This is a genomic window from Herminiimonas sp. CN (genome assembly GCF_000622895.1).
Lineage (GTDB): Bacteria > Pseudomonadota > Gammaproteobacteria > Burkholderiales > Burkholderiaceae_D > AVCC01.
Genome location: NZ_AVCC01000031.1, coordinates 1 through 19,619 on the forward strand (window position 1 = coordinate 1; position 19,619 = coordinate 19,619).

A 19,619-nucleotide genomic window follows, 5' to 3' on the forward strand; every position below is an offset into this window, starting at 1 on the left:
AAAAACGCTTGCATGCCTTCCTTTTGATCGGACGTGGCGAACGTGCTGTGAAACATTCGGCGCTCGTATTGAATACCGTCTGCAAGCGACGATTCATAGGCACGATTGACCGACTCCTTGATCATCATGACAACAGGCAAAGACATGGAAGCAATCGCTGCAGCCGCTGCCAATGTTTCTTCCATCAGTTTATCGGCTGCCACAATGCGTGAAACCAATCCTGCCCGCTCGGCCTCAGCCGCATCCATCATGCGTGCAGTCAAGCACATATCCATAGCTTTAGACTTGGACACTGCACGCGGCAGACGCTGCGTACCGCCAGCACCAGGCATAGTGCCAAGCTTGATTTCCGGCTGTCCGAATTTGGCTGTATCCGCTGCAACGATGAAATCACACATCATTGCCAACTCACATCCACCGCCCAGCGCGTACCCTGCCACGGCGGCAATCACCGGTTTGCGTATCCGCCGAATTTGCTCCCAGTTTCGCGTAATGTAATCTCCTTTGTAGACGTCCATATACGTGTAATTTGACATCGCCACAATATCGGCACCTGCTGCGAATGCCTTCTCGCTGCCGGTAAGAACGATGCATCCCACATTTTCGTCAGCATCAAATTTCAGTAATGCTTCGCCAAGCTCATCCATCAACTGATCATTTAGCGCATTCAATGCCTTCGGCCTATTTAAGCGGATTAAGCCCACTTTGCCATGCATTTCAACGAGAATATTTTCATAAGACATATCGTCCCCTTAGATGAAATTAAAAAGTTTATTACCGTGACCATATCGCGTACGTAAGCAGCCAATTAGCAACCCATCTTTGCATAACAAAACGCGTTGATCTAATGCAAAATTGATATACATTTTATCTGCTGAGATTCCAATTGAATCTCAGAAAACCGATGTTTAAAGTGATTTTAGCGCTCCGACAACTTGACCGATAATTTCGGCAACAACACCCACATCATTCCACGTTGCTTCATGCGCCCGGCTTTTTCGCCCGCTTCCGCACCGAAACCCCAGAAAAAATCGGCTCGCACCGGGCTCTTGATTGCGCCCCCGGTGTCCTGGGCCAGCATCAGACGCTGCAGCACGATTTCACTATTCGGTTGTGTTGTCGCCAAAAAAACTGGTGCCCCCATGGGGATGAATTGCGCATCTACGGCAATCGAGCGTTGCGGAGTCAGCGGTAAGCCCATCGCCCCTTTTGGCCCAACTTTTGGGTCAAGCAATTTTTCTTCGCGGAAGAAAACATAGCTTGGATTGACATTGAACAACTCCGTTTTGCGTGATGGATTGGCTGCGACCCAAGTCTTGATGCCTTGGGCGGAAGCCTGCGCCAGCGTCAACTCGCCCTTATCGACCAGATACTTGCCAATCGACCTATACGGATACCCGTTCTGCTCGGCATACGCGACGCGCACCGTCTCCTTTTCATCCATCAATTGGACGCGCCCGGAGCCCTGCACCTGGAGGAAAAAAGCCTCGACCGCATCGTCCACCCAAAACAACTCCTTCCCATGCAATGCAGCAGATTGCAGCAATTCGGCGCGCGCAGGGTAAGGAAGCACCTTATTGCCGGCAAGGCGTCCGCGCAAACGCATGCCCTTGAGCTCCGGATATACGCCCGCCAGTTCGATCGTCAGCAGATCGTCCGGCACCCGATATAACGGCGTCTGATAAGGGCCGCCGCGTTTGCGCGAACCGCGCAATAACGGTTCGTAATAACCGGTCACCAGGCCCTGTTCGCTGCCGTCGGGATTCAAAACCTGATATGGCACAAAGAACGCCTCAAAAAACGTGCGTATCGCCTTGGCGTCCGCAGTATCCACGTCGTGCGCAATTGTGCATGGTTCGCGCCAGTCTTCCTTTTTAATCAATACTTGGCAAGAGGTCAGGAACGCTGGCCATGCCTGCCCCAAGTCATCCTGCTCCCAACCGGATAAAGCGGAAAAAGTGGTCGGCTTGAGTATCTCCTGCGGCCTTTCCACCGGCTTGAGCGGCGGCACGCCAGGCTTGATGGGTGGCTGGGTCTGCTGTGGCGTGGTGCAAGCACTGATTGCAAATGCAACAAGAATTGCTTTTGCCAGTAAACTGAAACGATCGAATAACATTGGAAGAGAGTGTGCGATGTGGCTACTATTAGTTGAGGCAGGCTGCGCGATGCTGATAATGGTATTCATTGTCTGGTGGACGATGTTTTCAGGTCGTAGACCGCCACCACCTACGCCAAACAGGCCGGCAGACAAAAAAGACCAAACACGCTGAATCAATGCAAAGTGCGGGGCAGGGACAGAACGAATTCCGGTATTTTGACCTCGAACTGCTCACCGTCTTCGGCCACGCAAAAGTACTCGCCGGTCATCGAGCCCTGCGGCGTGGCAAGCGAGGTGCCGCTGGTATATTCGAACTGCTCTCCGGGCGCCAGCAACGGCTGGTGGCCAACCACGCCGAGGCCGCGCACTTGCTGTACATGATTATTACCGTCAGTGATGACCCAATGCCGCGAAATCAGTTGCGCCGCGACCTGGCCTGTATTCTTGATAGTAATCGCATAAGCGAACACATAACTGGCGCGGTCCGGCTCCGACTGTTCCGCGAGATACTGGGTGCTCACTATAACGGTGAATTCATAAGCTGCCATGGTAATTCCTTGAGTGTAATCGGTAAGAGCTTATATAAATGGTGCAAGCAAGCGGCTGCCTTGCCGACAGGTCATTGCACACCAAAACAGACTATGGCGCAAGGCATGCCGAAGTGCCAAGAGGTAAAATAACAGGTCTTTTCCAAAATATATCGTCATGCCTACTTACCGCATCGCCCCCAGCATCCTCTCCGCCGACTTTGCCCGTTTGGGCGAGGAAGTGCGCAACGTCATCGCCTCTGGTGCCGACATCGTCCACTTCGACGTGATGGACAACCATTATGTTCCCAATCTGACGATTGGCCCGCTGGTCTGCCAGGCGATTCGCCCGCATGTGACGGCGCTGATCGATGTGCACCTGATGGTCAAGCCGGTGGATCGCATCGTGCCCGATTTTGCCAAGGCCGGCGCAAACATCATCACGTTTCACCCGGAAGCATCCGAACACATCGACCGCACCCTGCAATTAATCCGCGACAACGGCTGCAAGGCCGGCCTGGTATTCAATCCAGCCACGCCCTTGCATTATCTGGATCACGTGATGGACAAGATCGACATCATTTTAATCATGTCGGTCAATCCCGGCTTCGGCGGTCAATCCTTCATTCCGGAAGCGCTGCAGAAGATCGCCGAAGTTCGCCGCCGCATCGATGCCTACCTGGCACGCAATCCGGGACGTGAAATCCTGCTGGAAGTCGACGGCGGCATCAAGGTCGACAACATCGCTGCGGCGGCCAGGGCCGGCGCGAACACCTTCGTCGCCGGCTCTGCCATCTTCAGCCAACCCGACTACAAGGCCGTAATCGATGCGATGCGCGGCGCACTGGCCGCCGTATGAAAACCGTAAACGCCTCGCTATTTGGCGACATCCGGGCCGCCATCATCGACCTCGACGGCACCATGCTCGATACCGCGCCGGATTTCCATGTCGCCATCAATCGCATGCGCGCAGAACTCGCGCTGGCGCCACTGGGCATCGGCAGCATCAAGGAGTTTGTCGGCAAGGGTACGGAAAACCTGATCCGGCGGGTGCTGGCGGTCGATTTCGACGCGCATGCGGCCGAACGCCATTTCGAAGCGGCGCTGGGGTCCTATCAACGCCACTATCTAGCCATCAACGGCGACTACAGCAGCCTGTATCCGGGCGTTGTCGCCGGTCTGGATAAATTGCGCAGCGATGGCATCCGGCTGGCTTGCGTCACCAACAAACCGCTGGCCTTTGCCCTGCCGCTACTAGAAAATAACCGCTTGCACGGTTATTTTGAAGTGATTTACGGCGGGGACTCCTTCGCCAGAAAGAAACCGGATCCGGCTCCCCTGCTGCAGGTTTTCGCCGATTTCGCCATGGAGCCGCAGCAAGTGGTGGCGATCGGCGACTCTTCCAACGATGCGCAAGCCGCGCGCGCGGCCGGTTGCCGGGTCTTGAATGTGCCGTATGGCTACAATCACGGGCAGCCTATACAAGGCGTCGATTCGGATGGTATAGTTGAAACGTTGCTTGAGGCAGCGCATTTGATTTCAGCGCAACACGCAACACAACAACTCTCAACTGCCGCCATTCCATAACGTCATGTTTTTCGTCAATAAACGTACCGCCACCCAAACCGGCTCGATTGAGGCCTGGCTTTGGCGACGCTGGCAATCCTGGACTGCATAATTCCCGATCTGCCGCTGTCCGTCCCTATGCGAACAGCCACGTTTTATAGACTAGACAATATATGGGCGCGCCATTCACCGATAGCGCCCTGGAGAATCGACATGACCGAGCTTGAATTCAATTCACTGGCCGCTCAAGGCTACAACCGTATCCCGCTGATTGCCGAGGCGCTGGCCGATCTGGAAACGCCGCTCTCGCTATACCTCAAGCTGGCGCAACAAAACAATGTCGGCAAGAATTCGTTCCTGCTCGAATCCGTGGTCGGCGGCGAGCGTTTCGGCCGCTATTCATTTATCGGCTTGCCGGCCAATACCCTGTTGCGCGCCACCGGCATGCGCACCGAAGTGCTCAGGGATGGCGCTGTCATCGAAACCCATGACGGCAATCCGCTCGACTTCATCGCCCAATTCCAGTCCCGCTTCAAGGTTGCGCTACGGCCCGGCATGCCGCGCTTTTGCGGCGGCCTGGCCGGATATTTCGGCTACGATGCGGTGCGCTACATGGAGCCGCGCCTGGCCCACAGCGCGCCGCAAGACGACCTCGGCCTGCCGGACATCCAGCTGCTGCTGACCGAAGAACTAGCGGTGATCGACAACCTGTCCGGCAAGCTGTACCTGATCGTGTATGCAGATCCGACCAAACCGGAAGCCTACAACCGGGCCCGCCAGCGCCTGAAGGATTTGCGCAGCCTACTGCGCCGCCCGGTCGATGTACCGGTCACCAGCAGCAGCGTGCGCACCGAAACCATCCGCGAATTCGCCAAAGAGGATTTCTTCAAGGCAGTGCTGAAATGCAAGGAGTACATCGCCGCCGGCGACTGCATGCAGGTGGTGATCGGCCAGCGCCTGAAGAAGCCATATGTCGATTCGCCGCTGTCGCTGTACCGCGCGCTGCGCGCGTTGAATCCGTCACCTTACATGTATTTCTACAACTTCGGCGACATGCAGATCATCGGCTCGTCGCCGGAGATTTTGGTGCGCAACGAAAATCTCAGCGCCGATCTGCGGAAAATCACGATTAGACCGTTGGCCGGCACCCGTCCGCGCGGCGCCACCCAGGAAAGCGATGCGGCGCTGGCGAAAGAATTGCTGGCCGATCCGAAGGAAGTCTCGGAACACGTGATGCTGATCGACCTGGCGCGCAACGATATCGGCCGCATCGCCGAAACCGGCAGCGTCCATGTCACCGACAAGCTGGCGATCGAAAAATATTCGCATGTACAGCACATCGTCTCGAACGTCGAAGGCTTGCTCAAACCCGGCCTGTCGAATCTGGACGTGCTGAAGGCCACCTTCCCGGCCGGCACCCTGTCGGGCGCGCCGAAAGTGCGGGCGATGGAAATCATCGACGAGGTGGAGCCGGTCAAGCGCGGCATCTACGGCGGCGCCTGCGGCTACCTGAGTTTCGGCGGCGAAATGGATGTCGCGATCGCAATCCGCACCGGGATCCTGAAGGACGGCATGCTGTACTCACAAGCCGGGGCCGGCATCGTCGCCGATTCGGTGCCGGAATCCGAATGGCAGGAGACCGAAAACAAGGCGCGCGCGATCATGCGCGCCGCCGAACAAGTGCAGGACGGCCTGGACGGGGAGATTTGACATGCTGCTGATGATCGACAATTACGATTCATTCACCTACAACCTGGTGCAGTATTTCGGCGAACTGGGCGAAGACGTACGCACCTTCCGCAACGACGAAATCACGCTGGAGGACATCACAGCGCTGCAACCGGACCGCATCTGCATCTCGCCCGGGCCGTGCACGCCGGCCGAAGCGGGGATTTCGGTACCGCTGCTGCAGCACTTTGCCGGCCAGTTGCCGATTCTCGGCGTCTGCCTCGGCCACCAGAGCATCGGTGCCGCTTTCGGCGGCAAGGTGGTGCGCGCCAAACAGGTCATGCACGGCAAGACTTCGCTGATCGCGCACACCGGCGTCGGCGTGTTCCACGGCCTGCCCAGCCCGTTCACAGTGACCCGTTATCACTCGCTGGCGATCGAACGCGCCACCCTGCCGGACTGCCTGGAAGTCACCGCCTGGACCGACGACGGCGAAATCATGGGCGTGCGCCACAAAACCTTTGACATCCAGGGCGTGCAGTTCCACCCCGAATCCATCCTCTCCGAGCACGGCCACGCCTTGCTGCGCAACTTCATTCAAGGAAAATCATAATGCCGATCACTCCACAAGAAGCGCTGTTGCGCTGCATCGAACACCGCGAAATTTTCCACGACGAAATGCTGTCGCTGTTCCGCACCATCATGCGCGGCGAGATGTCGCCGGTGATGATTGCCGCGCTGACGATCGGCTTGCGCGTGAAGAAGGAAAGCATCGGCGAGATCACCGCCGCCGCCCAGGTGATGCGCGAATTTTCCACCAAGGTGCCGATGGCCGACACCACCAATCTGCTCGACATCGTCGGCACCGGCGGCGACGGCGCGCATACCTTCAACATTTCGACCGCCGCGATGTTCGTCGCGGCCGCCGCCGGCGCCCGCGTGGCCAAGCATGGCGGGCGCAGCGTGTCGTCGTCCTCCGGCAGCGCCGATGTGATTGAAGCGCTGGGCGTAAACCTGAACCTGACACCGGAACAGATTGCGCAATCGATCGCGCAAACCGGCATCGGCTTCATGTATGCGCCGAACCATCATGCGGCGATGAAGCATGCGGCGCCGGTGCGCAAGGAACTGGGAGTGCGCACGATTTTCAACATCCTGGGACCGCTGACCAACCCGGCCAGCGCGCCGAACATCCTGATGGGCGTGTTTCACCCGGATCTGGTCGGAATTCAGGTGCGGGTGCTGCAGCGCTTGGGCGCGCAGCGCGCAGTCGTGGTCTGGGGCCGCGACAACATGGACGAGGTCTCGCTCGGCGCAGCCACCATGGTGGGCGAACTGATAGCCGGCGAAATTCGCGAATACGAAATCCATCCGGAAGACTTCGGCCTGCCAATGATCGCCAGCCGCAACCTGAAAGTCGCGAATGCGGCCGAATCGAAGCAGAAAATCTTCGAGGCGCTGGACAACCGGCCCGGCGCAGTGGCCGACATCGTCGCCCTAAACGCCGGCACCGCGCTGTATGCGGCCGGCGTCGCCGCCTCGATCGGGGACGGCCTGCAACTGGCCCGCGCTGCGATGGCATCCGGCGCAGCGCGCAGGAAGCTCGACCAGTTCGTCGCGGTGACGCAGCAATTGGGCGCTGCGGCATAATTTCCCGGCCGCCTGCCAAAAAAATATACTGCATCATGTATTTTTATTATCCGCATAAATACAAATGGAGAATTGGCTGTTTTTAACCATACTCCATTCAACATCGCGAAATAAAGACAGCGAGAAAACGAGTCAATCGATTATGTCCGATATTTTGAACAAAATTCTGGCGGTCAAGGCCGATGAAGTTGCCGCCGCCAAGAAATACCGCGCACTGGCCAGCCTGCGGCGCGAGGTCGAATCCGATGCCGCCGCACGCAGCGATTTGCGTGGTTTCGAAGCCGGCCTGCGCGGTAAAATCGCTGCCGGTCATGCCGGCGTGATCGCCGAAGTCAAGAAAGCATCGCCCTCCAAGGGTGTGATCCGGGCCGATTTCCATCCGGATCAGATTGCCGTCAGCTATGCGGCACACGGCGCGGCCTGCCTGTCGGTGCTGACCGATGTGCAATTTTTCCAGGGATCGCCCGATTATCTGAAGGCAGCGCGGGCCGCCTGCGCACTGCCGGCCCTGCGCAAGGATTTCATGATCGACCCGTATCAGGTTTACGAGGCGCGCTCGTGGGGCGCGGATGCGATTCTGCTGATCGTGGCGGCGCTCGATCACGGCTTGATGGCGGAGCTGGAAGCCTGTGCGCAGGAGCTCGGAATGGACGTGCTGGTGGAAGTTCACAACGGCATCGAACTGGATGCAGCGCTCAAGCTGAAGACCAATCTGCTCGGCGTCAACAATCGCAATCTGCGCACTTTCGAGACTTCGCTGCAGACCACGCTCGACCTGCTGCCGCGGATACCGCCCGGCAAGCTGGTGATTACCGAATCCGCGATCCACACCCCGGACGACGTCAAGCGCATGCGCGATGCCGATGTGCATGCATTCCTGGTCGGAGAAGCCTTCATGCGCGCACCCGAACCAGGCGTAGAATTAAGGCGTCTGTTCGCCTGATCTGCCGCTGCAGCGCATTGGGAAGGAAAACGCCATGCATCCGCTGAAAACCGCAGCCATTACCGCTGCCGCTACCCTGCTGTTCGGTTGCAGCATCATGCCGGGTGCAACGCCGCGCCCGACGGGTGCCGCCGCGCCGGGGGCGGAATCCGATGCCCGCAGCCTGGATGCCTACAAGAATGCAATCGCGCAGCACATCCTGGCCGGCAACGCCGACGCCGTTTTCAGCGGCCAGTTGCCGCCGATGCTGCCGGCCATCGTGGTCGTCAACATCGGCATCGATGCCGACGGCCGTCTGAGCAAGGCGGTGGTGCAGCGTTCGCGCGACAACGAGGCCTCGCGGGTAGCGCTGGCCAGCCTCAGGCGCGTCGCGCCGTTCCCGAAACCGGCCCGCCTGCTGCGCGCTGACAGCCGGGTGCTGGAGTTCTCCGAAACATTCCTGTTCAACGCCGACTACAAATTCCAGCTGCGCACGCTGGCCGGGCCGCAATAGCCGCCGCCCCATCATACGGGGCAGTATGGCAAAAAAACCATGCAATACCGCATGGAAATGGCGGGTTTTAAAAATACCCCACCCACATCCAACTCAATCGGCAGTCCCTTGCAGCCACGCCGCGCGCTTACGCACGCTCGCTTGCGGCTTGGCCTCGGCTTGCAGCGACCACTGCGGCACCGAATCGCTGGCCAGCGTGAGCTCGAACGCCATCAGCACATCGCCGCGGTACGCATGCAGCGCTACCGCATCGCCGACCCGGTAGCGCGCCAGCAGCGCATCCAGATTGGTCGCCGTCACCCGCAAGCCGTCCAGCGCCAGCAGCAGGTCTCCGGCCGACACCCCGCCCTGATGCGCCGCGCCGCCTTCATGCACATTGGCGACCTTGCAGAAACTGCCATTGCGCACGCCGCGCAAGCCGAGATCCGGCTTGCCCTTCTGGCGCCCGTCGGCCAGGTACACGCCGAACGGCGCCAGCAGTTTCTCCAGCGGCAGATCCTCGGTGCCGCGCACATAACGGTCGAAGAAACGCTTCAACTTGAGGCCGCTGACTTCGTCAAACAGCGCTTCGGCCTCCTGCTCGGAAATTCCGGTCAGCTTGCCGGCCTGTTTGCCGTGCGCATAAAAATCCCGTCCGTAGCGCTGCCACAGCGCGCGCATCACGTCGTCCAGCGATGTTTTTCCTCTGGTTTCGGCGCGGATGGTCAAGTCCAGCGCCAGCGCGATCAGGGCGCCTTTGGTGTAATAGCTGACGATCGCGTTCGGCGCGTTTTCATCTTGGCGGTAGTACTTGGTCCAGGCGTCGAAACTGGATTCTGCCACGCTTTGCTTGCTGCGGCCGCTGCCGCGCAGCACGCTGTTGAGGGTCTTCGCCACCAGTTTGAAATACGCTGCCTGGTCGATCAAGCCGCTGCGCAGCAGCATCAGGTCGTCGTAATAACTGGTGAAGCCCTCGAACAGCCACAGCAGCGAGGTGTAGTTCTCCACCTGCAAATCATACGGCGCAAACGCGGCCGGCTTGATGCGCTTGACGTTCCAGGTGTGGAAGTACTCATGACTGCACAAGCCGAGAAAGGCGCGGTAGCCATCACTCATCTCCTGCGGCGCGGCGGTGCTCGGCAAATCCGCGCGAGCGCAGATCAGGGCGGTCGATGCGCGATGCTCCAGCCCGCCGTAGCCATCGCCCACCGCCATCGTCAGGAATACGTAGCGCTGCATCGGCGCGCGACGACGCTCGGGTTCGAACAGCGCGATCTGCGCCGCGCAGATTTTCTTCAGATCGGCGGCCAGCCGCGCCAAATCCAGGTTCGGCACCTGGCCGCTGACGACGATGTCGTGCGGCACGCCGTGCGCCTTGAAGCTGGCCAGCGCGAAATTCCCCATCTCGACCGGATGATCGATCAGCGCATCGTAGTCGTCGGCCGCATAGCTGCCGAAGCCGTAACGCTGCGCGCCCAGTTCCGGCAGGCTGGTTGCCACCCGCCAGTCCTGATAGGCGTCGCCGTCGGGGCGACGAATCTCGACCACGTGCTGCGCGTCCTCTTGCCCGGCCACGCGCAGGAACATGCTGCTGCCGTTGAAAAAGCCGTGGGTCTGATCCAGATGGGCGGCGCGCACCGACTGGTCCCATGCATACACTTCATACTGCACAGTTAACGGGCCGTTGCACACGGCCGCTTGCCAGCTGTGCTTGTCCAGCTTGCGCAGCGCCACTTTCTTGCCGCCGGCCTCGGCCCGAATCTGCACGATGTTGCGGGCGAATTCGCGCAGCATGTAGCTGCCCGGAATCCAGGCCGGCAAACTCAGAACCTGACCCGACACATCCGGTGCCGGCACCGTCAGGACCACGGAAAAAAGGTGCGCGGCCGGATCGCTTGGGATAATCCGGTAACTAACAGCGTTTTTTTTCTCGACCTTCATGTCACCCCCGTACATTACCGGCAATGACTGTCAATGCCAGCAACACCACCACCGCACAGGTCAGGATAAAACGCATGCGCAGGAACCATTGCGGCAAGCCATACCAGCCAAATACATGCCTATCGACCTGATAGGCACCGATGAAACCCGCCATCAGCACCGCAAAGCCGAAGCCACCGACTGTGGTGGCAAACAGCGAAATAATCGCCGGCACCATGCCCCACAATAATATTTTTTGGTCTGTTCTATCGACAGATGATCAGACACCAGCGCACCGCCCCAGTGTATGCCGCCGAGGAAAGACAGAATCGCAATGCTGTATGCGAGTTGCCCGCGCATGAACACCCCGATCCAGTCCGGATGCACGGTCCAGCTGGCCAGCATCAGCAGCACGAAAGGAATCAGGCCGGCAAAGCCGAGCACGTGCGCAAAGCGCTTATTCAGAAAATGGGTATTCATGGCAGGAATCGGGATGCGCCGGCACCAGATTGAGTGAGTTGGTCAGGCCGATAGTGTAACGGGGATGCTGGTAAAAAACTAACGGGGATGCTGATAAAAAAATGCCGCATGGTGAATGCGGCATCGCGTTATGAATAACAAGTCCAATGGTGCTTACTTGATCGTGGCCAGCTTGGCTTCCAGCCCCCGCGCATCGATGGCGCCGGGAATGCGCGTACCGTCGGCAAAGAAAATGGTCGGTGTGCCGGTCACCTTCAGCTTCTTGCCCAGTTCCAGCACTTTCTCGTGCGGAGTGGTACAGCTGGCGGCCGCGGCGGGCGCCACTTTGCCATTGAGCATCCAGTCATCCCATGCCTTGGAGCGATCCGCGCTGCACCAGATGTCGCGCCCTTTTGCAACCGAATCCTCCGACAGGATGTTGTAGAGGAAAGTGTAGACCGTGATGTTGTCGATCCCTTGCAAGGTTTTGTCGAAGCGCTTGCAATAGCCGCAATTCGGGTCCTCGAACACCGCAATCACGCGCTTGCCATTGCCCTTGACCACCTTCATCGCGGAAGCCAGCGGCAGGTCGGCGAACTTGATCCTGCTGACTTCGTCAACCCGCGCCTTGGTGTAATCCTGGTAGGTCTTGGTGTCCACAATGCGGCCGATGAAAAGATACTTGGCCTTCTCGTCGGTGTACAGAATATCGCTGCCGACACGGACTTCATACAAGCCCGAATAAGGCGTCTTGGTCACCGAATCGACTTTCGCGTCCGGCCCGAGACGCGGCTCGATCATCTTCTTTACCGCCAGCTCCTGGCCGGTTTCAGCCACAGCCCACGCCGAGAATAATGCCAGCATCGCTGCAAGTGCCAATTTCTGCATTTCTTTACTCCGAATTGATTTTGTTATGGCAGAAACACCGCCTGAATATCTGAATTTATTATTTGCTGCCCAAAGCATGCGAGATCAAATACCGCTTTATGACAGGGATCCTGTCGATCAAGTTCAATCCGGCATTCAGAACCATGCGCACCGGCGCAAGCTCGGTCGCAAAAAGCCGCGCCAGACTATCGGTCGCGAATTGCATCAACAGGGTGTCTTCCTTGCGGCCGCGCGCATAACGCGCCAACACCCGCGCGTCGCCGCAGTCGCGATGCGCTTCGCGCGTTGCGATCGCCTCCAGCAGCACGGCAACGTCCGCAAAACCCAGATTCATTCCGTGCCCCGCCAGCGGATGCACCACGTGTGCGGCATCGCCGACCAAGGCCACGCGTGGAGCAACAATCGCATGCGGGCGAATCAGTGCCAACGGAAATGCCTTCACTTCCTCCGGCTGCACCGGGCGCAACAATCCCAGCTGCTCGCCGCAGAACGCTTGCAAGCGCACCGCGATCTGGGCCGGCGACTCGCGCATCAAGGTCTCCGCCAGCGCCTCCGGCGCCGACCAGACCAGCGACACGCGCTGGCCCGGCAGCGGCAGCAAGGCCACGATCCCTTCGGTAGCAGTAAACCACTGATAGGCAACTCCATGATGCAGTTTATCGCACTCAAAATTGGTCACCACGCCGCGTTGTCCGTACGAGCGGTAATCAATCCCGATATCACACTGATTGCGGACCCAGGACTGCCCGCCATCTGCTCCCACCACCAGCGCTGCACGCAGCGTTCCGCCGTTTTCCAGCGTGATGGCGGCAGCGTCGCCATTGCTGCACAATGCAGTTGCACGCCCCTGCACCGAGCGCACTCTGGGCGCGAATTTCAGCGCCGTATCCAACGCCGCATTCAGATTGCGATCTTCGACAATCCACGCCAGCGCACCGACCTGCGCGCCATACGCATCAAAGCCGAGCACGCCGGAATGCTCGCCGCCATCGCCTTGTACCACCATTTCATCCACCGTCGCGACACGCGCCGCATCCAGCGCATCCCACGCCTTGAGCGAAGACAGCAATGCATGCGCAACATGGTTCAGTGCATACACCCGCGCATCCCACCCCTGCGTCAAAGCAGATGCATCCCGGGATGGCGCCGCTGCGGGACTAAGCAGCGTAACGTTCAAACCTGCCTGGGCAAAACCCAGCGCAGTCACCTTGCCGATGACGCCATTACCGACGACACAAACATCACTCTGGACCGCAAACGTGGAACAGGTAGTCACTGAAAATGAAGATGAAGTATTCATGACCGCATTATAACGGCTGCATGAAAAAGAAAATTACCGATCCGCTTTGCATATTGAAAATTCCTTTGCTATAATTCGCCTCCTTGGCCTGGTAGCTCAGTCGGTAGAGCAGAGGATTGAAAATCCTTGTGTCGGTGGTTCGATTCCGCCCCGGGCCACCAAGTATTAGCAGCAAAAAAACAAGGGCTTACAGAAATGTAAGCCCTTTGTCATTTCTGGCACTGTCAACCAGGTGTCAACCTCCGTTTAATCCCGATAGCGGATTCAACTTCACCGCCTCTTGCACATGGTCTGGTGCCAAGTGCGCATACTGCATGTCATAGCCGCCCGCGCAGAAGGCCCCGGCATTTCCCGGCGGCCTTCTGCCACGCATCAGACACGCGGGGCCGGAAGACTCTTCGCAGCAGGTCTTAGTTCGACATCAGAACCGGCACTGTCATGTGCCGAAGTATGTAGCGGGTGCCGGCGCCGCGACTGACAAACGGCAGCCCGATATGGCCTTGAGCACCCATGACCAGCAGGTCGGATCCGAGGTCAGCGGCCCTGTTAAGCAGCATGTCCATGATGCCGATCTCGGTGGCCAGCATGGTTTCGGAGTCGGCCTGGATGCCGTGGCAGGCAAGATGGCGGATTACTGCATCGCAGTTGTTGCGCGCCTCTTCAGCGGTGACGGAGAACGACAGTACTGTGGCCTTATCGCAGCCTTCGATCAGCAACAGGGCGTCGCAGAGCGCACGGGCCGCCTCGCGCGAATTGCTCCAGGCGATCAGCGGGTGCTTGGCCACTTCGGCGAAAGTGCCGACGTAGGGCAGGATCAGGACTGGCCGGCCGGAATTGAGGGCCACTTCCTCAACCAGATCAGCCGGCGCATAGGACTTGGCCATTTCGTCGTGCTGGCCCATTACGACCAGGTCGGCATGGCGCGCCAGGTCGGTAATATGGTGCAGCACTTCAGTTTCGCTGCCGCGGTTGATATCGTGCCATTCGGCCTGCGGCAGGCCGGCAGCGGCTTTCTCAAACGCTGCCTTGCTGGCCTCGGCAGCTTCGGTGTATGCCGGAGTAGGCCAGGTCGAAACCATGCCCACCGTTTGCGACGGGGCCAGCTGTCCAAACACGCCAACCAGCCGCGCTTGATGCTGGCGCGCCAGCGATACCGCCAATTCCAGTCTTGATGCAGTGCGTTTGCTTTGGTCCAGGTGAACCATCAAATTCTTCAATGACATTTTTATTCTCCGCTTCGTCAAAAAAACTATTTTCAGTTAACTCCAAATGGTGACCGTCAGCAGCCGGCAACGAATCCGCGCGCGCCTGTTTCACACGAAGCGTCTTGATGCCGATTCCTGCTTCGATGTATCAAGTATATGCAAATTCCAACGCGCTGATTTGCATTTAAAGCCGAGCCGTCCGCTTTATTGCTTGAGACCTCCGATGAACCATGATAATTCCAGCGTTCGCAAATACAGCACGGTCTTTGGAACGGCACAACACACCAGCCATAGCCGGCCGCTATTGAGCAAACTGCTGGCATAGGGGCGCGCAGCGCAATCCTTGCTGCAGGCGGCGGATCAGTTGGATGGCAACTGCCTCAATCCCGTATAGCTGCGCCGAATGCGTCAGGAAAATTGCGTAAAGTCCGGTTTGCGCTTCTCGAAAAAGGCGCTGAATGCCTCCTTCGCTTCCGGCGCAGACAGCATAGCGCGGAAATGCTGCCCCTCCTCCGCTATTTTGGCTGCAATCGCCTCCTGCTGATGGCCCTTCATCAGGCGCTTGGTCAGGCGGATCGAGGCAGCCGGCAAGGCGGCCAGTTTGGCGGCCTGCTGCTGTGCGACCTCCAGTAGCTGATCGGCCGCCACGACCCGATTGACCAAGCCCATCTGGCACGCTTCCTGAGCGGAAAACGCTTCGCCCAGCAGCAATTTTTCGGCGGCGCGCTGATAGCCGACAATCTGCGGCAACAGCAGGCTGGAGGCGGCTTCCGGGCACAGGCCGAGTTGCGCGAACGGCATCGAGAAGCGGGCGTTATCGGCCGCATACACCAGGTCGCAATGCATCAGCATGGTGGTGCCGATCCCGACCGCAGCACCGGATACCGCCGCCACGATCGGCTTGCCGGCCTGGCTGATCTGGCGCAGAAACTGGAACACCGGACTGGTTTCGGTGCGCGGCGGATTCGCCACGAAATCCGCCAGGTCGTTACCGGCGGTAAAAATCTCCGGCTTACCGACGAACAGGATCGCGCGCACCGCATCGTCGGTTTCGGCAGCCTGCAAGGCATCTGCCATGCTTTGATACATTGCGGCAGTGATCGCATTCTTCTTGTCCGGGCGATTGAATTCTATCGTCAGGATACCCGCGTTGTTGCCGGTCAAAATCTCCATCTTGTCTCCCAAAAATTAAAAAAAGGCGCACCAGCTTATGCTGGTGCGCCCCTTGAGTCAGTCATCCTGGCGACTATACCCGTTCGAAAATTCCCGCCGCGCCCATGCCGGTACCGACGCACATTGTCACCATACCGTATTTCAGCTTGTTGCGGCGCATTGCATGAATCGTGGTGGCGGCGCGGATCGCACCGGTGGCACCGAGCGGATGACCGAGCGCAATCGCGCCGCCCATCGGATTGACCTTCGCCGGATCGAGGCCGATGTCCTGGATCACCGCCAGCGATTGGGCGGCGAACGCTTCGTTCAGCTCGAACCAGTCGATCTGGTCCTGCGTGATGCCGGCCGCCTGGCAGGCTGCCGGAATCGCGAATTTCGGGCCGATGCCCATGATTTCCGGCGGCACGCCCTTGACCGCGAACGCGGCAAAGCGCGCCAGCGGCGTCAGGTTGAATTGCTTCAGGATTTTTTCGCTGACCAGGATCAGCGCACCGGCGCCGTCCGACATTTGCGAGCTGTTGGCTGCAGTCACCGTGCCCTTGGCTGCGAACACCGGCTTCAGCTTGGCCAGCGATTCCAGCGTGGAATCGGCGCGTGCGCCTTCATCCTGACTGACGCTGCGGGTCTTTATGTCGATCTGGCCGGTAGCCAGGTTCGGCAAACGCTCGATGATTTCGACCGCAGTCATTTCATCGTTGAAGTAGCCGGCCTGCTGGGCCGCGATCGCCTTGCGGTGCGAATCGACCGCGAACTGGTCCTGCGCTTCGCGCGAGATTTTCCATTGCTGCGCGACCTTCTCCGCAGTCAGGCCCATGCCGTAAGCCATGCCGATATTCTCGTCCTTGAAAATTTTCATATTCATCGACGGATGATGCCCCATCATCGGCACCATCGACATCGATTCCGCACCGGCGGCGATCATCACATCGGCCTGGCCGACACGGATGCGATCGGCCGCCATCGCAATCGCGGTAATGCCGGACGCGCAGAAACGGTTGACGGTGACGCCGCCGATGGTATTGGGCAGGCCGGCCAGCAATACCGCCATGCGCGCCATGTTGCCGCCCTGTTCGGCTTCCGGGAAAGAGCAGCCGACGATGGCGTCCTCGATCAGCGCCGGGTCGAGATTCGGCACCTGCAGCAGCGCGCTTTGCAGCGCGCGCACCAGCAGGTCGTCCGGACGGGTGTTCCTGAACATGCCGCGCGGCGCCTTGCCGATCGGGGTACGGGTTGCGGCGACGATGTAAGCGTCTTGAAGTTGTTTGCTCATTGTGTACTCCTAATCCAATTACACGTATTGATCAGTTGCGAACCGGCTTGCCGGTCTGCATCATGCCCATGATCCGCTCTTGCGTCTTGGGATGATTCAGCAGTTCCATGAACGCGCGGCGCTCCAGGTCGAGCAGCCATTGTTCGTTGACGATGCTGCCCTGCTCGACTTCGCCGCCGCAGACGATTTCAGCGATCATCGCGCCCAGCTTGTAGTCGTGGGCCGAGATGAAGCCGCCGTCGCGCATGTTGACCAGCTGCGCCATGATGGTGGCCATGCCATAGCGGCCTGCCACCGGCACCTGCGCCTTCAATGGCGCACGGTAGCCGGCGTCAAACATCGCGCGCGCCTCGACCTTGGCCACGTGCAGCAATTCATACGGATTGAAGACGATCACGTCGTGCGCCGACAGGTAGCCCATTTTCTGCGCTTCCAGTGCCGACTTCGAGACGTTCGCCATCGCTGCATTGGTGAAAGGGCCTTTCAGGAATTGCAGCAGGTCGTTGCCCCTGGCGCTGGCAGCAACGCGCACCGCCGCTTCCTTCAAGCCGCCGCCGGCGGGAATCAGGCCGACGCCGACTTCGACCAAGCCGATGTAGGATTCGATCGATGCGGCCCGCTTGGCTGCATGCAGCATCAGTTCGCAACCGCCGCCCAGCGCCAGGCCGGCAACTGCAGCAACCACCGGCACGTTCGCGTATTTCAGCGCCTGATGGGCGTTTTGCAGTTTGGCGACTTCCGGCTCGATGGCTTTCACGCCGCCCGACATGAACAGCGGCAGCATCGACTGCAGGTCGGCCCCGGCCGAAAAGGCGCCGCCTTCGGCCGCATCCGCATGCCAGATCACCAAGCCCTTGAAATTCTTCTCGGCTTCTTCAATGGCGCGGGTCATGCCGGCAACGACGCCGGCGCCGATCACATGCATCTTGGTCTTGAACGACAGGATCAGCACATCGTCGTTCTGGTGCCAGATCCGCACCGAATCGTCCTCGAATACGGTCACGCCGGCGGTGCGGCCGTCGGCTGCGCCGTCGCCGACCAGCGGTGCGCGGAACGCCTGGCGCGCATATACCGGCAAGGTGGAACGGGCGACATTGACCTTTCTGGCGGCCGAATAGGAGCCTTCCGGCGCATGCACGCCCTCACGACCATCGAACACCCAAGCCGGTAGCGGCGCAGCGCAGAGCGCATGGCCGGCATCGATGTCTTCCTTGATCCAGGCGGCGACTTGCTGCCAGCCGGACGCTTGCCAGGTCTCGAACGGACCGACGTTCCAGCCGAAGCCCCAGCGCATCGCGAAATCGATGTCGCGCGCATTGTCGGCAATCGATTCCAGGTGGATGGCGATGTAATGGAACGCATCGCGGAAGATCGCCCACAGGAATTGCGCTTGCGGGTTGCTCGATGCGCGCAATGCCTGCATCCGCTTGACCGGGTCTTTTTCCTTCAGGATGCGGGCCACCAGATCGTCCGCCTTGGCGCCGCCGGCGACATAGCTGCCGCTGGCAAAATCGAGCCGTTGGATATCCTTGCCGACCTTCTTGTAGAAACCGGCCCCGCTCTTCTGGCCCAATGTACCCGCTGCGACCAGCTTGGCCAGCACTTCCGGCGTCTTGTAGACGGCAAAGAACGGATCGCTGGCCAGATTGTCCTGCATGGTCTTGATCACATGGCCCATGGTGTCGAGCCCGACCACGTCGGCGGTGCGGAAGGTGCCGGACGATGCGCGGCCCAGCTTTTTGCCGGTCAGGTCATCGACCACGTCCACCGTCAGGCCGAATTTTTCCGCTTCGTACATGGTCGCCAGCATGCCGAACACGCCGACCCGGTTGGCGATGAAGTTCGGCGTATCCTTGGCGCGCACCACGCCTTTGCCCAGCGCGGTAGTCAGGAAACCTTCGAGCTGGTCGATGATTTCAGGGCGGGTGGCCACGGTCGGGATCAGCTCGACCAGATGCATGTAGCGCGGCGGATTGAAGAAATGCACGCCGCAGAAACGTTCTTTTAATGCGGCGCTGAAGCCTTCGGACAGCGCCGTGATCGACAGGCCGGAGGTATTCGAGGCAAAGATCGCATCGGGTGCAATGTGCGGCGCCACCTTGTTATACAGGTCGTGTTTCCAGTCCATCCGTTCGGCGATCGCCTCGATGATCAGGTCGCAGCCTTGCAGCAGCGCCAGATCGTCCTCGTAGTTGGCGACTTCGATGCAGGCAGCGTCGTCCTGGTTGCCGAACGGCGCCGGGCTGAGTTTTTTCAGGTTCTCGATCGCGCGCAGCACGATGCCGTTTTTCGGACCCTCCTTGGCCGGCAGATCGAACAGCAGCACCGGCACTTTGGCATTGATGCAATGGGCGGCGATTTGCGCGCCCATCACGCCGGCACCGAGTACCGCGACTTTTTTGACGATGAAATTTGACATCATTGTATCCTTTTCGAAAAACACCCAGCTGTGGCATGCATTCCACTACGATTAAATTACT

19 protein-coding genes and 1 tRNA gene are annotated in these 19,619 nt (G+C 59.3%); 8 read left to right on the forward strand and 12 right to left on the reverse strand.

Annotated features, from left to right (window positions below; all coding sequences use genetic code 11):
• The 3 genes from HMCN_RS0108670 to apaG form a co-directional block, all read right to left on the reverse strand.
• Positions 1 to 743: enoyl-CoA hydratase (locus tag HMCN_RS0108670; protein WP_025917046.1), on the reverse strand; the 743-nt coding region annotated here is incomplete at its 3' end.
• 176 nt (positions 744 to 919) lie between these two features.
• Complete coding sequence (locus HMCN_RS0108675) at positions 920 to 2,116, reverse strand: murein transglycosylase A (protein ID WP_025917016.1); 1,197 nt, start codon at positions 2,114 to 2,116, stop codon at positions 920 to 922.
• 155 nt (positions 2,117 to 2,271) lie between these two features.
• Positions 2,272 to 2,646: a Co2+/Mg2+ efflux protein ApaG gene (apaG, locus tag HMCN_RS0108680; protein ID WP_025917017.1), complete on the reverse strand. Its 375-nt coding sequence runs from the start codon at positions 2,644 to 2,646 to the stop codon at positions 2,272 to 2,274.
• A 157-nt stretch (positions 2,647 to 2,803) separates the two neighbouring features.
• Between apaG and rpe the strand changes: the two genes are divergently transcribed.
• The 7 genes from rpe to HMCN_RS0108715 all read left to right on the forward strand — a co-directional run bounded on the left by rpe (position 2,804) and on the right by HMCN_RS0108715 (position 8,945).
• Positions 2,804 to 3,484, forward strand: coding sequence for a ribulose-phosphate 3-epimerase (gene rpe, locus HMCN_RS0108685; protein ID WP_025917018.1), 681 nt, complete (start codon positions 2,804 to 2,806; stop codon positions 3,482 to 3,484).
• Positions 3,481 to 4,212, forward strand: a complete 732-nt coding sequence (locus HMCN_RS0108690) for a phosphoglycolate phosphatase (protein ID WP_025917019.1) — start codon at positions 3,481 to 3,483, stop codon at positions 4,210 to 4,212. Before rpe ends, HMCN_RS0108690 begins: the two co-directional genes overlap by 4 nt.
• Before the next feature lie 192 nt (positions 4,213 to 4,404).
• Positions 4,405 to 5,901 carry an anthranilate synthase component I gene (trpE, locus tag HMCN_RS0108695; protein ID WP_025917020.1) on the forward strand — a complete coding sequence of 499 codons (1,497 nt, stop codon included), beginning with the start codon at positions 4,405 to 4,407 and terminating at the stop codon, positions 5,899 to 5,901.
• Position 5,902: 1 nt separating this feature from the next.
• Complete coding sequence (locus tag HMCN_RS0108700) at positions 5,903 to 6,472, forward strand: aminodeoxychorismate/anthranilate synthase component II (RefSeq protein ID WP_025917021.1); 570 nt, start codon at positions 5,903 to 5,905, stop codon at positions 6,470 to 6,472.
• Positions 6,472 to 7,509 (forward strand): anthranilate phosphoribosyltransferase, encoded by a 1,038-nt coding sequence (gene trpD, locus HMCN_RS0108705; RefSeq protein ID WP_025917022.1) that lies wholly within the window; start codon positions 6,472 to 6,474, stop codon positions 7,507 to 7,509. The genes HMCN_RS0108700 and trpD overlap by 1 nt, the downstream gene beginning before the upstream one ends.
• 142 nt (positions 7,510 to 7,651) lie before the next feature.
• Complete coding sequence (gene trpC / locus HMCN_RS0108710) at positions 7,652 to 8,452, forward strand: indole-3-glycerol phosphate synthase TrpC (protein ID WP_025917023.1); 801 nt, start codon at positions 7,652 to 7,654, stop codon at positions 8,450 to 8,452.
• 34 nt (positions 8,453 to 8,486) lie between these two features.
• A complete protein-coding gene (locus HMCN_RS0108715; RefSeq protein ID WP_025917024.1) occupies positions 8,487 to 8,945 on the forward strand; it encodes a TonB C-terminal domain-containing protein in 459 nt (152 codons plus the stop codon).
• 93 nt (positions 8,946 to 9,038) lie between these two features.
• Here HMCN_RS0108715 and HMCN_RS0108720 read toward each other — a convergent pair whose 3' ends face one another.
• The 5 genes from HMCN_RS0108720 to HMCN_RS0108735 form a co-directional block, all read right to left on the reverse strand.
• The gene (locus HMCN_RS0108720; RefSeq protein WP_025917025.1) at positions 9,039 to 10,865 is read right to left on the reverse strand and encodes a M61 family metallopeptidase; all 1,827 of its coding nucleotides are present in this window, start codon (positions 10,863 to 10,865) and stop codon (positions 9,039 to 9,041) included.
• A 1-nt stretch (position 10,866) separates the two neighbouring features.
• A complete protein-coding gene (locus tag HMCN_RS19800; RefSeq protein WP_238552057.1) occupies positions 10,867 to 11,082 on the reverse strand; it encodes a DUF3429 domain-containing protein in 216 nt (71 codons plus the stop codon).
• Positions 11,019 to 11,324 (reverse strand): DUF3429 domain-containing protein, encoded by a 306-nt coding sequence (locus tag HMCN_RS17505; RefSeq protein ID WP_238552060.1) that lies wholly within the window; start codon positions 11,322 to 11,324, stop codon positions 11,019 to 11,021. The genes HMCN_RS19800 and HMCN_RS17505 overlap by 64 nt, the downstream gene beginning before the upstream one ends.
• Positions 11,325 to 11,477: 153 nt before the next feature.
• On the reverse strand, positions 11,478 to 12,191 hold the full coding sequence (locus tag HMCN_RS0108730; RefSeq protein ID WP_025917026.1) for a DsbC family protein: 714 nt from the start codon (positions 12,189 to 12,191) through the stop codon (positions 11,478 to 11,480).
• Positions 12,192 to 12,249: 58 nt separating this feature from the next.
• Positions 12,250 to 13,491: an FAD-dependent monooxygenase gene (locus tag HMCN_RS0108735; protein WP_025917027.1), complete on the reverse strand. Its 1,242-nt coding sequence runs from the start codon at positions 13,489 to 13,491 to the stop codon at positions 12,250 to 12,252.
• Between the two features lie 85 nt (positions 13,492 to 13,576).
• Between HMCN_RS0108735 and HMCN_RS0108740 the strand changes: the two genes are divergently transcribed.
• Positions 13,577 to 13,652: transfer RNA gene (locus HMCN_RS0108740), tRNA-Phe, on the forward strand.
• A gap of 249 nt (positions 13,653 to 13,901) precedes the next feature.
• Here the strand turns inward: HMCN_RS0108740 and HMCN_RS0108745 are convergent.
• The 4 genes from HMCN_RS0108745 to HMCN_RS0108760 form a co-directional block, all read right to left on the reverse strand.
• Complete coding sequence (locus HMCN_RS0108745; protein ID WP_025917028.1) at positions 13,902 to 14,714, reverse strand: universal stress protein; 813 nt, start codon at positions 14,712 to 14,714, stop codon at positions 13,902 to 13,904.
• Between the two features lie 390 nt (positions 14,715 to 15,104).
• Positions 15,105 to 15,869, reverse strand: coding sequence for an enoyl-CoA hydratase (locus HMCN_RS0108750; RefSeq protein ID WP_025917029.1), 765 nt, complete (start codon positions 15,867 to 15,869; stop codon positions 15,105 to 15,107).
• Positions 15,870 to 15,942: 73 nt separating this feature from the next.
• A complete protein-coding gene (locus tag HMCN_RS0108755) occupies positions 15,943 to 17,139 on the reverse strand; it encodes an acetyl-CoA C-acyltransferase (RefSeq protein ID WP_025917030.1) in 1,197 nt (398 codons plus the stop codon).
• Positions 17,140 to 17,170: 31 nt separating this feature from the next.
• The gene (locus HMCN_RS0108760; protein WP_025917031.1) at positions 17,171 to 19,558 is read right to left on the reverse strand and encodes a 3-hydroxyacyl-CoA dehydrogenase/enoyl-CoA hydratase family protein; all 2,388 of its coding nucleotides are present in this window, start codon (positions 19,556 to 19,558) and stop codon (positions 17,171 to 17,173) included.
• Between the last annotated feature and the right edge of the window lie 61 nt (positions 19,559 to 19,619).

Bases quoted from the DNA above. Each gene is read 5' to 3' on its own strand.
- rpe (WP_025917018.1), top strand. From the start codon at position 2,804: ATGCCTACTTACCGCATCGCCCCCAGCATCCTCTCCGCCGACTTTGCC.
- apaG (WP_025917017.1), bottom strand. From the start codon at position 2,646: ATGGCAGCTTATGAATTCACCGTTATAGTGAGCACCCAGTATCTCGCG.
- HMCN_RS0108745 (WP_025917028.1), bottom strand. From the start codon at position 14,714: ATGTCATTGAAGAATTTGATGGTTCACCTGGACCAAAGCAAACGCACT.
- trpD (WP_025917022.1), top strand. From the start codon at position 6,472: ATGCCGATCACTCCACAAGAAGCGCTGTTGCGCTGCATCGAACACCGC.
- HMCN_RS0108715 (WP_025917024.1), top strand. From the start codon at position 8,487: ATGCATCCGCTGAAAACCGCAGCCATTACCGCTGCCGCTACCCTGCTG.
- HMCN_RS0108720 (WP_025917025.1), bottom strand. From the start codon at position 10,865: ATGAAGGTCGAGAAAAAAAACGCTGTTAGTTACCGGATTATCCCAAGC.
- HMCN_RS0108690 (WP_025917019.1), top strand. From the start codon at position 3,481: ATGAAAACCGTAAACGCCTCGCTATTTGGCGACATCCGGGCCGCCATC.
- HMCN_RS0108730 (WP_025917026.1), bottom strand. From the start codon at position 12,191: ATGCAGAAATTGGCACTTGCAGCGATGCTGGCATTATTCTCGGCGTGG.
- HMCN_RS19800 (WP_238552057.1), bottom strand. From the start codon at position 11,082: ATGGTGCCGGCGATTATTTCGCTGTTTGCCACCACAGTCGGTGGCTTC.
- HMCN_RS0108675 (WP_025917016.1), bottom strand. From the start codon at position 2,116: ATGTTATTCGATCGTTTCAGTTTACTGGCAAAAGCAATTCTTGTTGCA.
- trpE (WP_025917020.1), top strand. From the start codon at position 4,405: ATGACCGAGCTTGAATTCAATTCACTGGCCGCTCAAGGCTACAACCGT.
- HMCN_RS0108750 (WP_025917029.1), bottom strand. From the start codon at position 15,869: ATGGAGATTTTGACCGGCAACAACGCGGGTATCCTGACGATAGAATTC.
- HMCN_RS0108735 (WP_025917027.1), bottom strand. From the start codon at position 13,491: ATGAATACTTCATCTTCATTTTCAGTGACTACCTGTTCCACGTTTGCG.
- HMCN_RS0108755 (WP_025917030.1), bottom strand. From the start codon at position 17,139: ATGAGCAAACAACTTCAAGACGCTTACATCGTCGCCGCAACCCGTACC.
- HMCN_RS17505 (WP_238552060.1), bottom strand. From the start codon at position 11,324: ATGAATACCCATTTTCTGAATAAGCGCTTTGCGCACGTGCTCGGCTTT.
- trpC (WP_025917023.1), top strand. From the start codon at position 7,652: ATGTCCGATATTTTGAACAAAATTCTGGCGGTCAAGGCCGATGAAGTT.
- HMCN_RS0108760 (WP_025917031.1), bottom strand. From the start codon at position 19,558: ATGTCAAATTTCATCGTCAAAAAAGTCGCGGTACTCGGTGCCGGCGTG.
- HMCN_RS0108700 (WP_025917021.1), top strand. From the start codon at position 5,903: ATGCTGCTGATGATCGACAATTACGATTCATTCACCTACAACCTGGTG.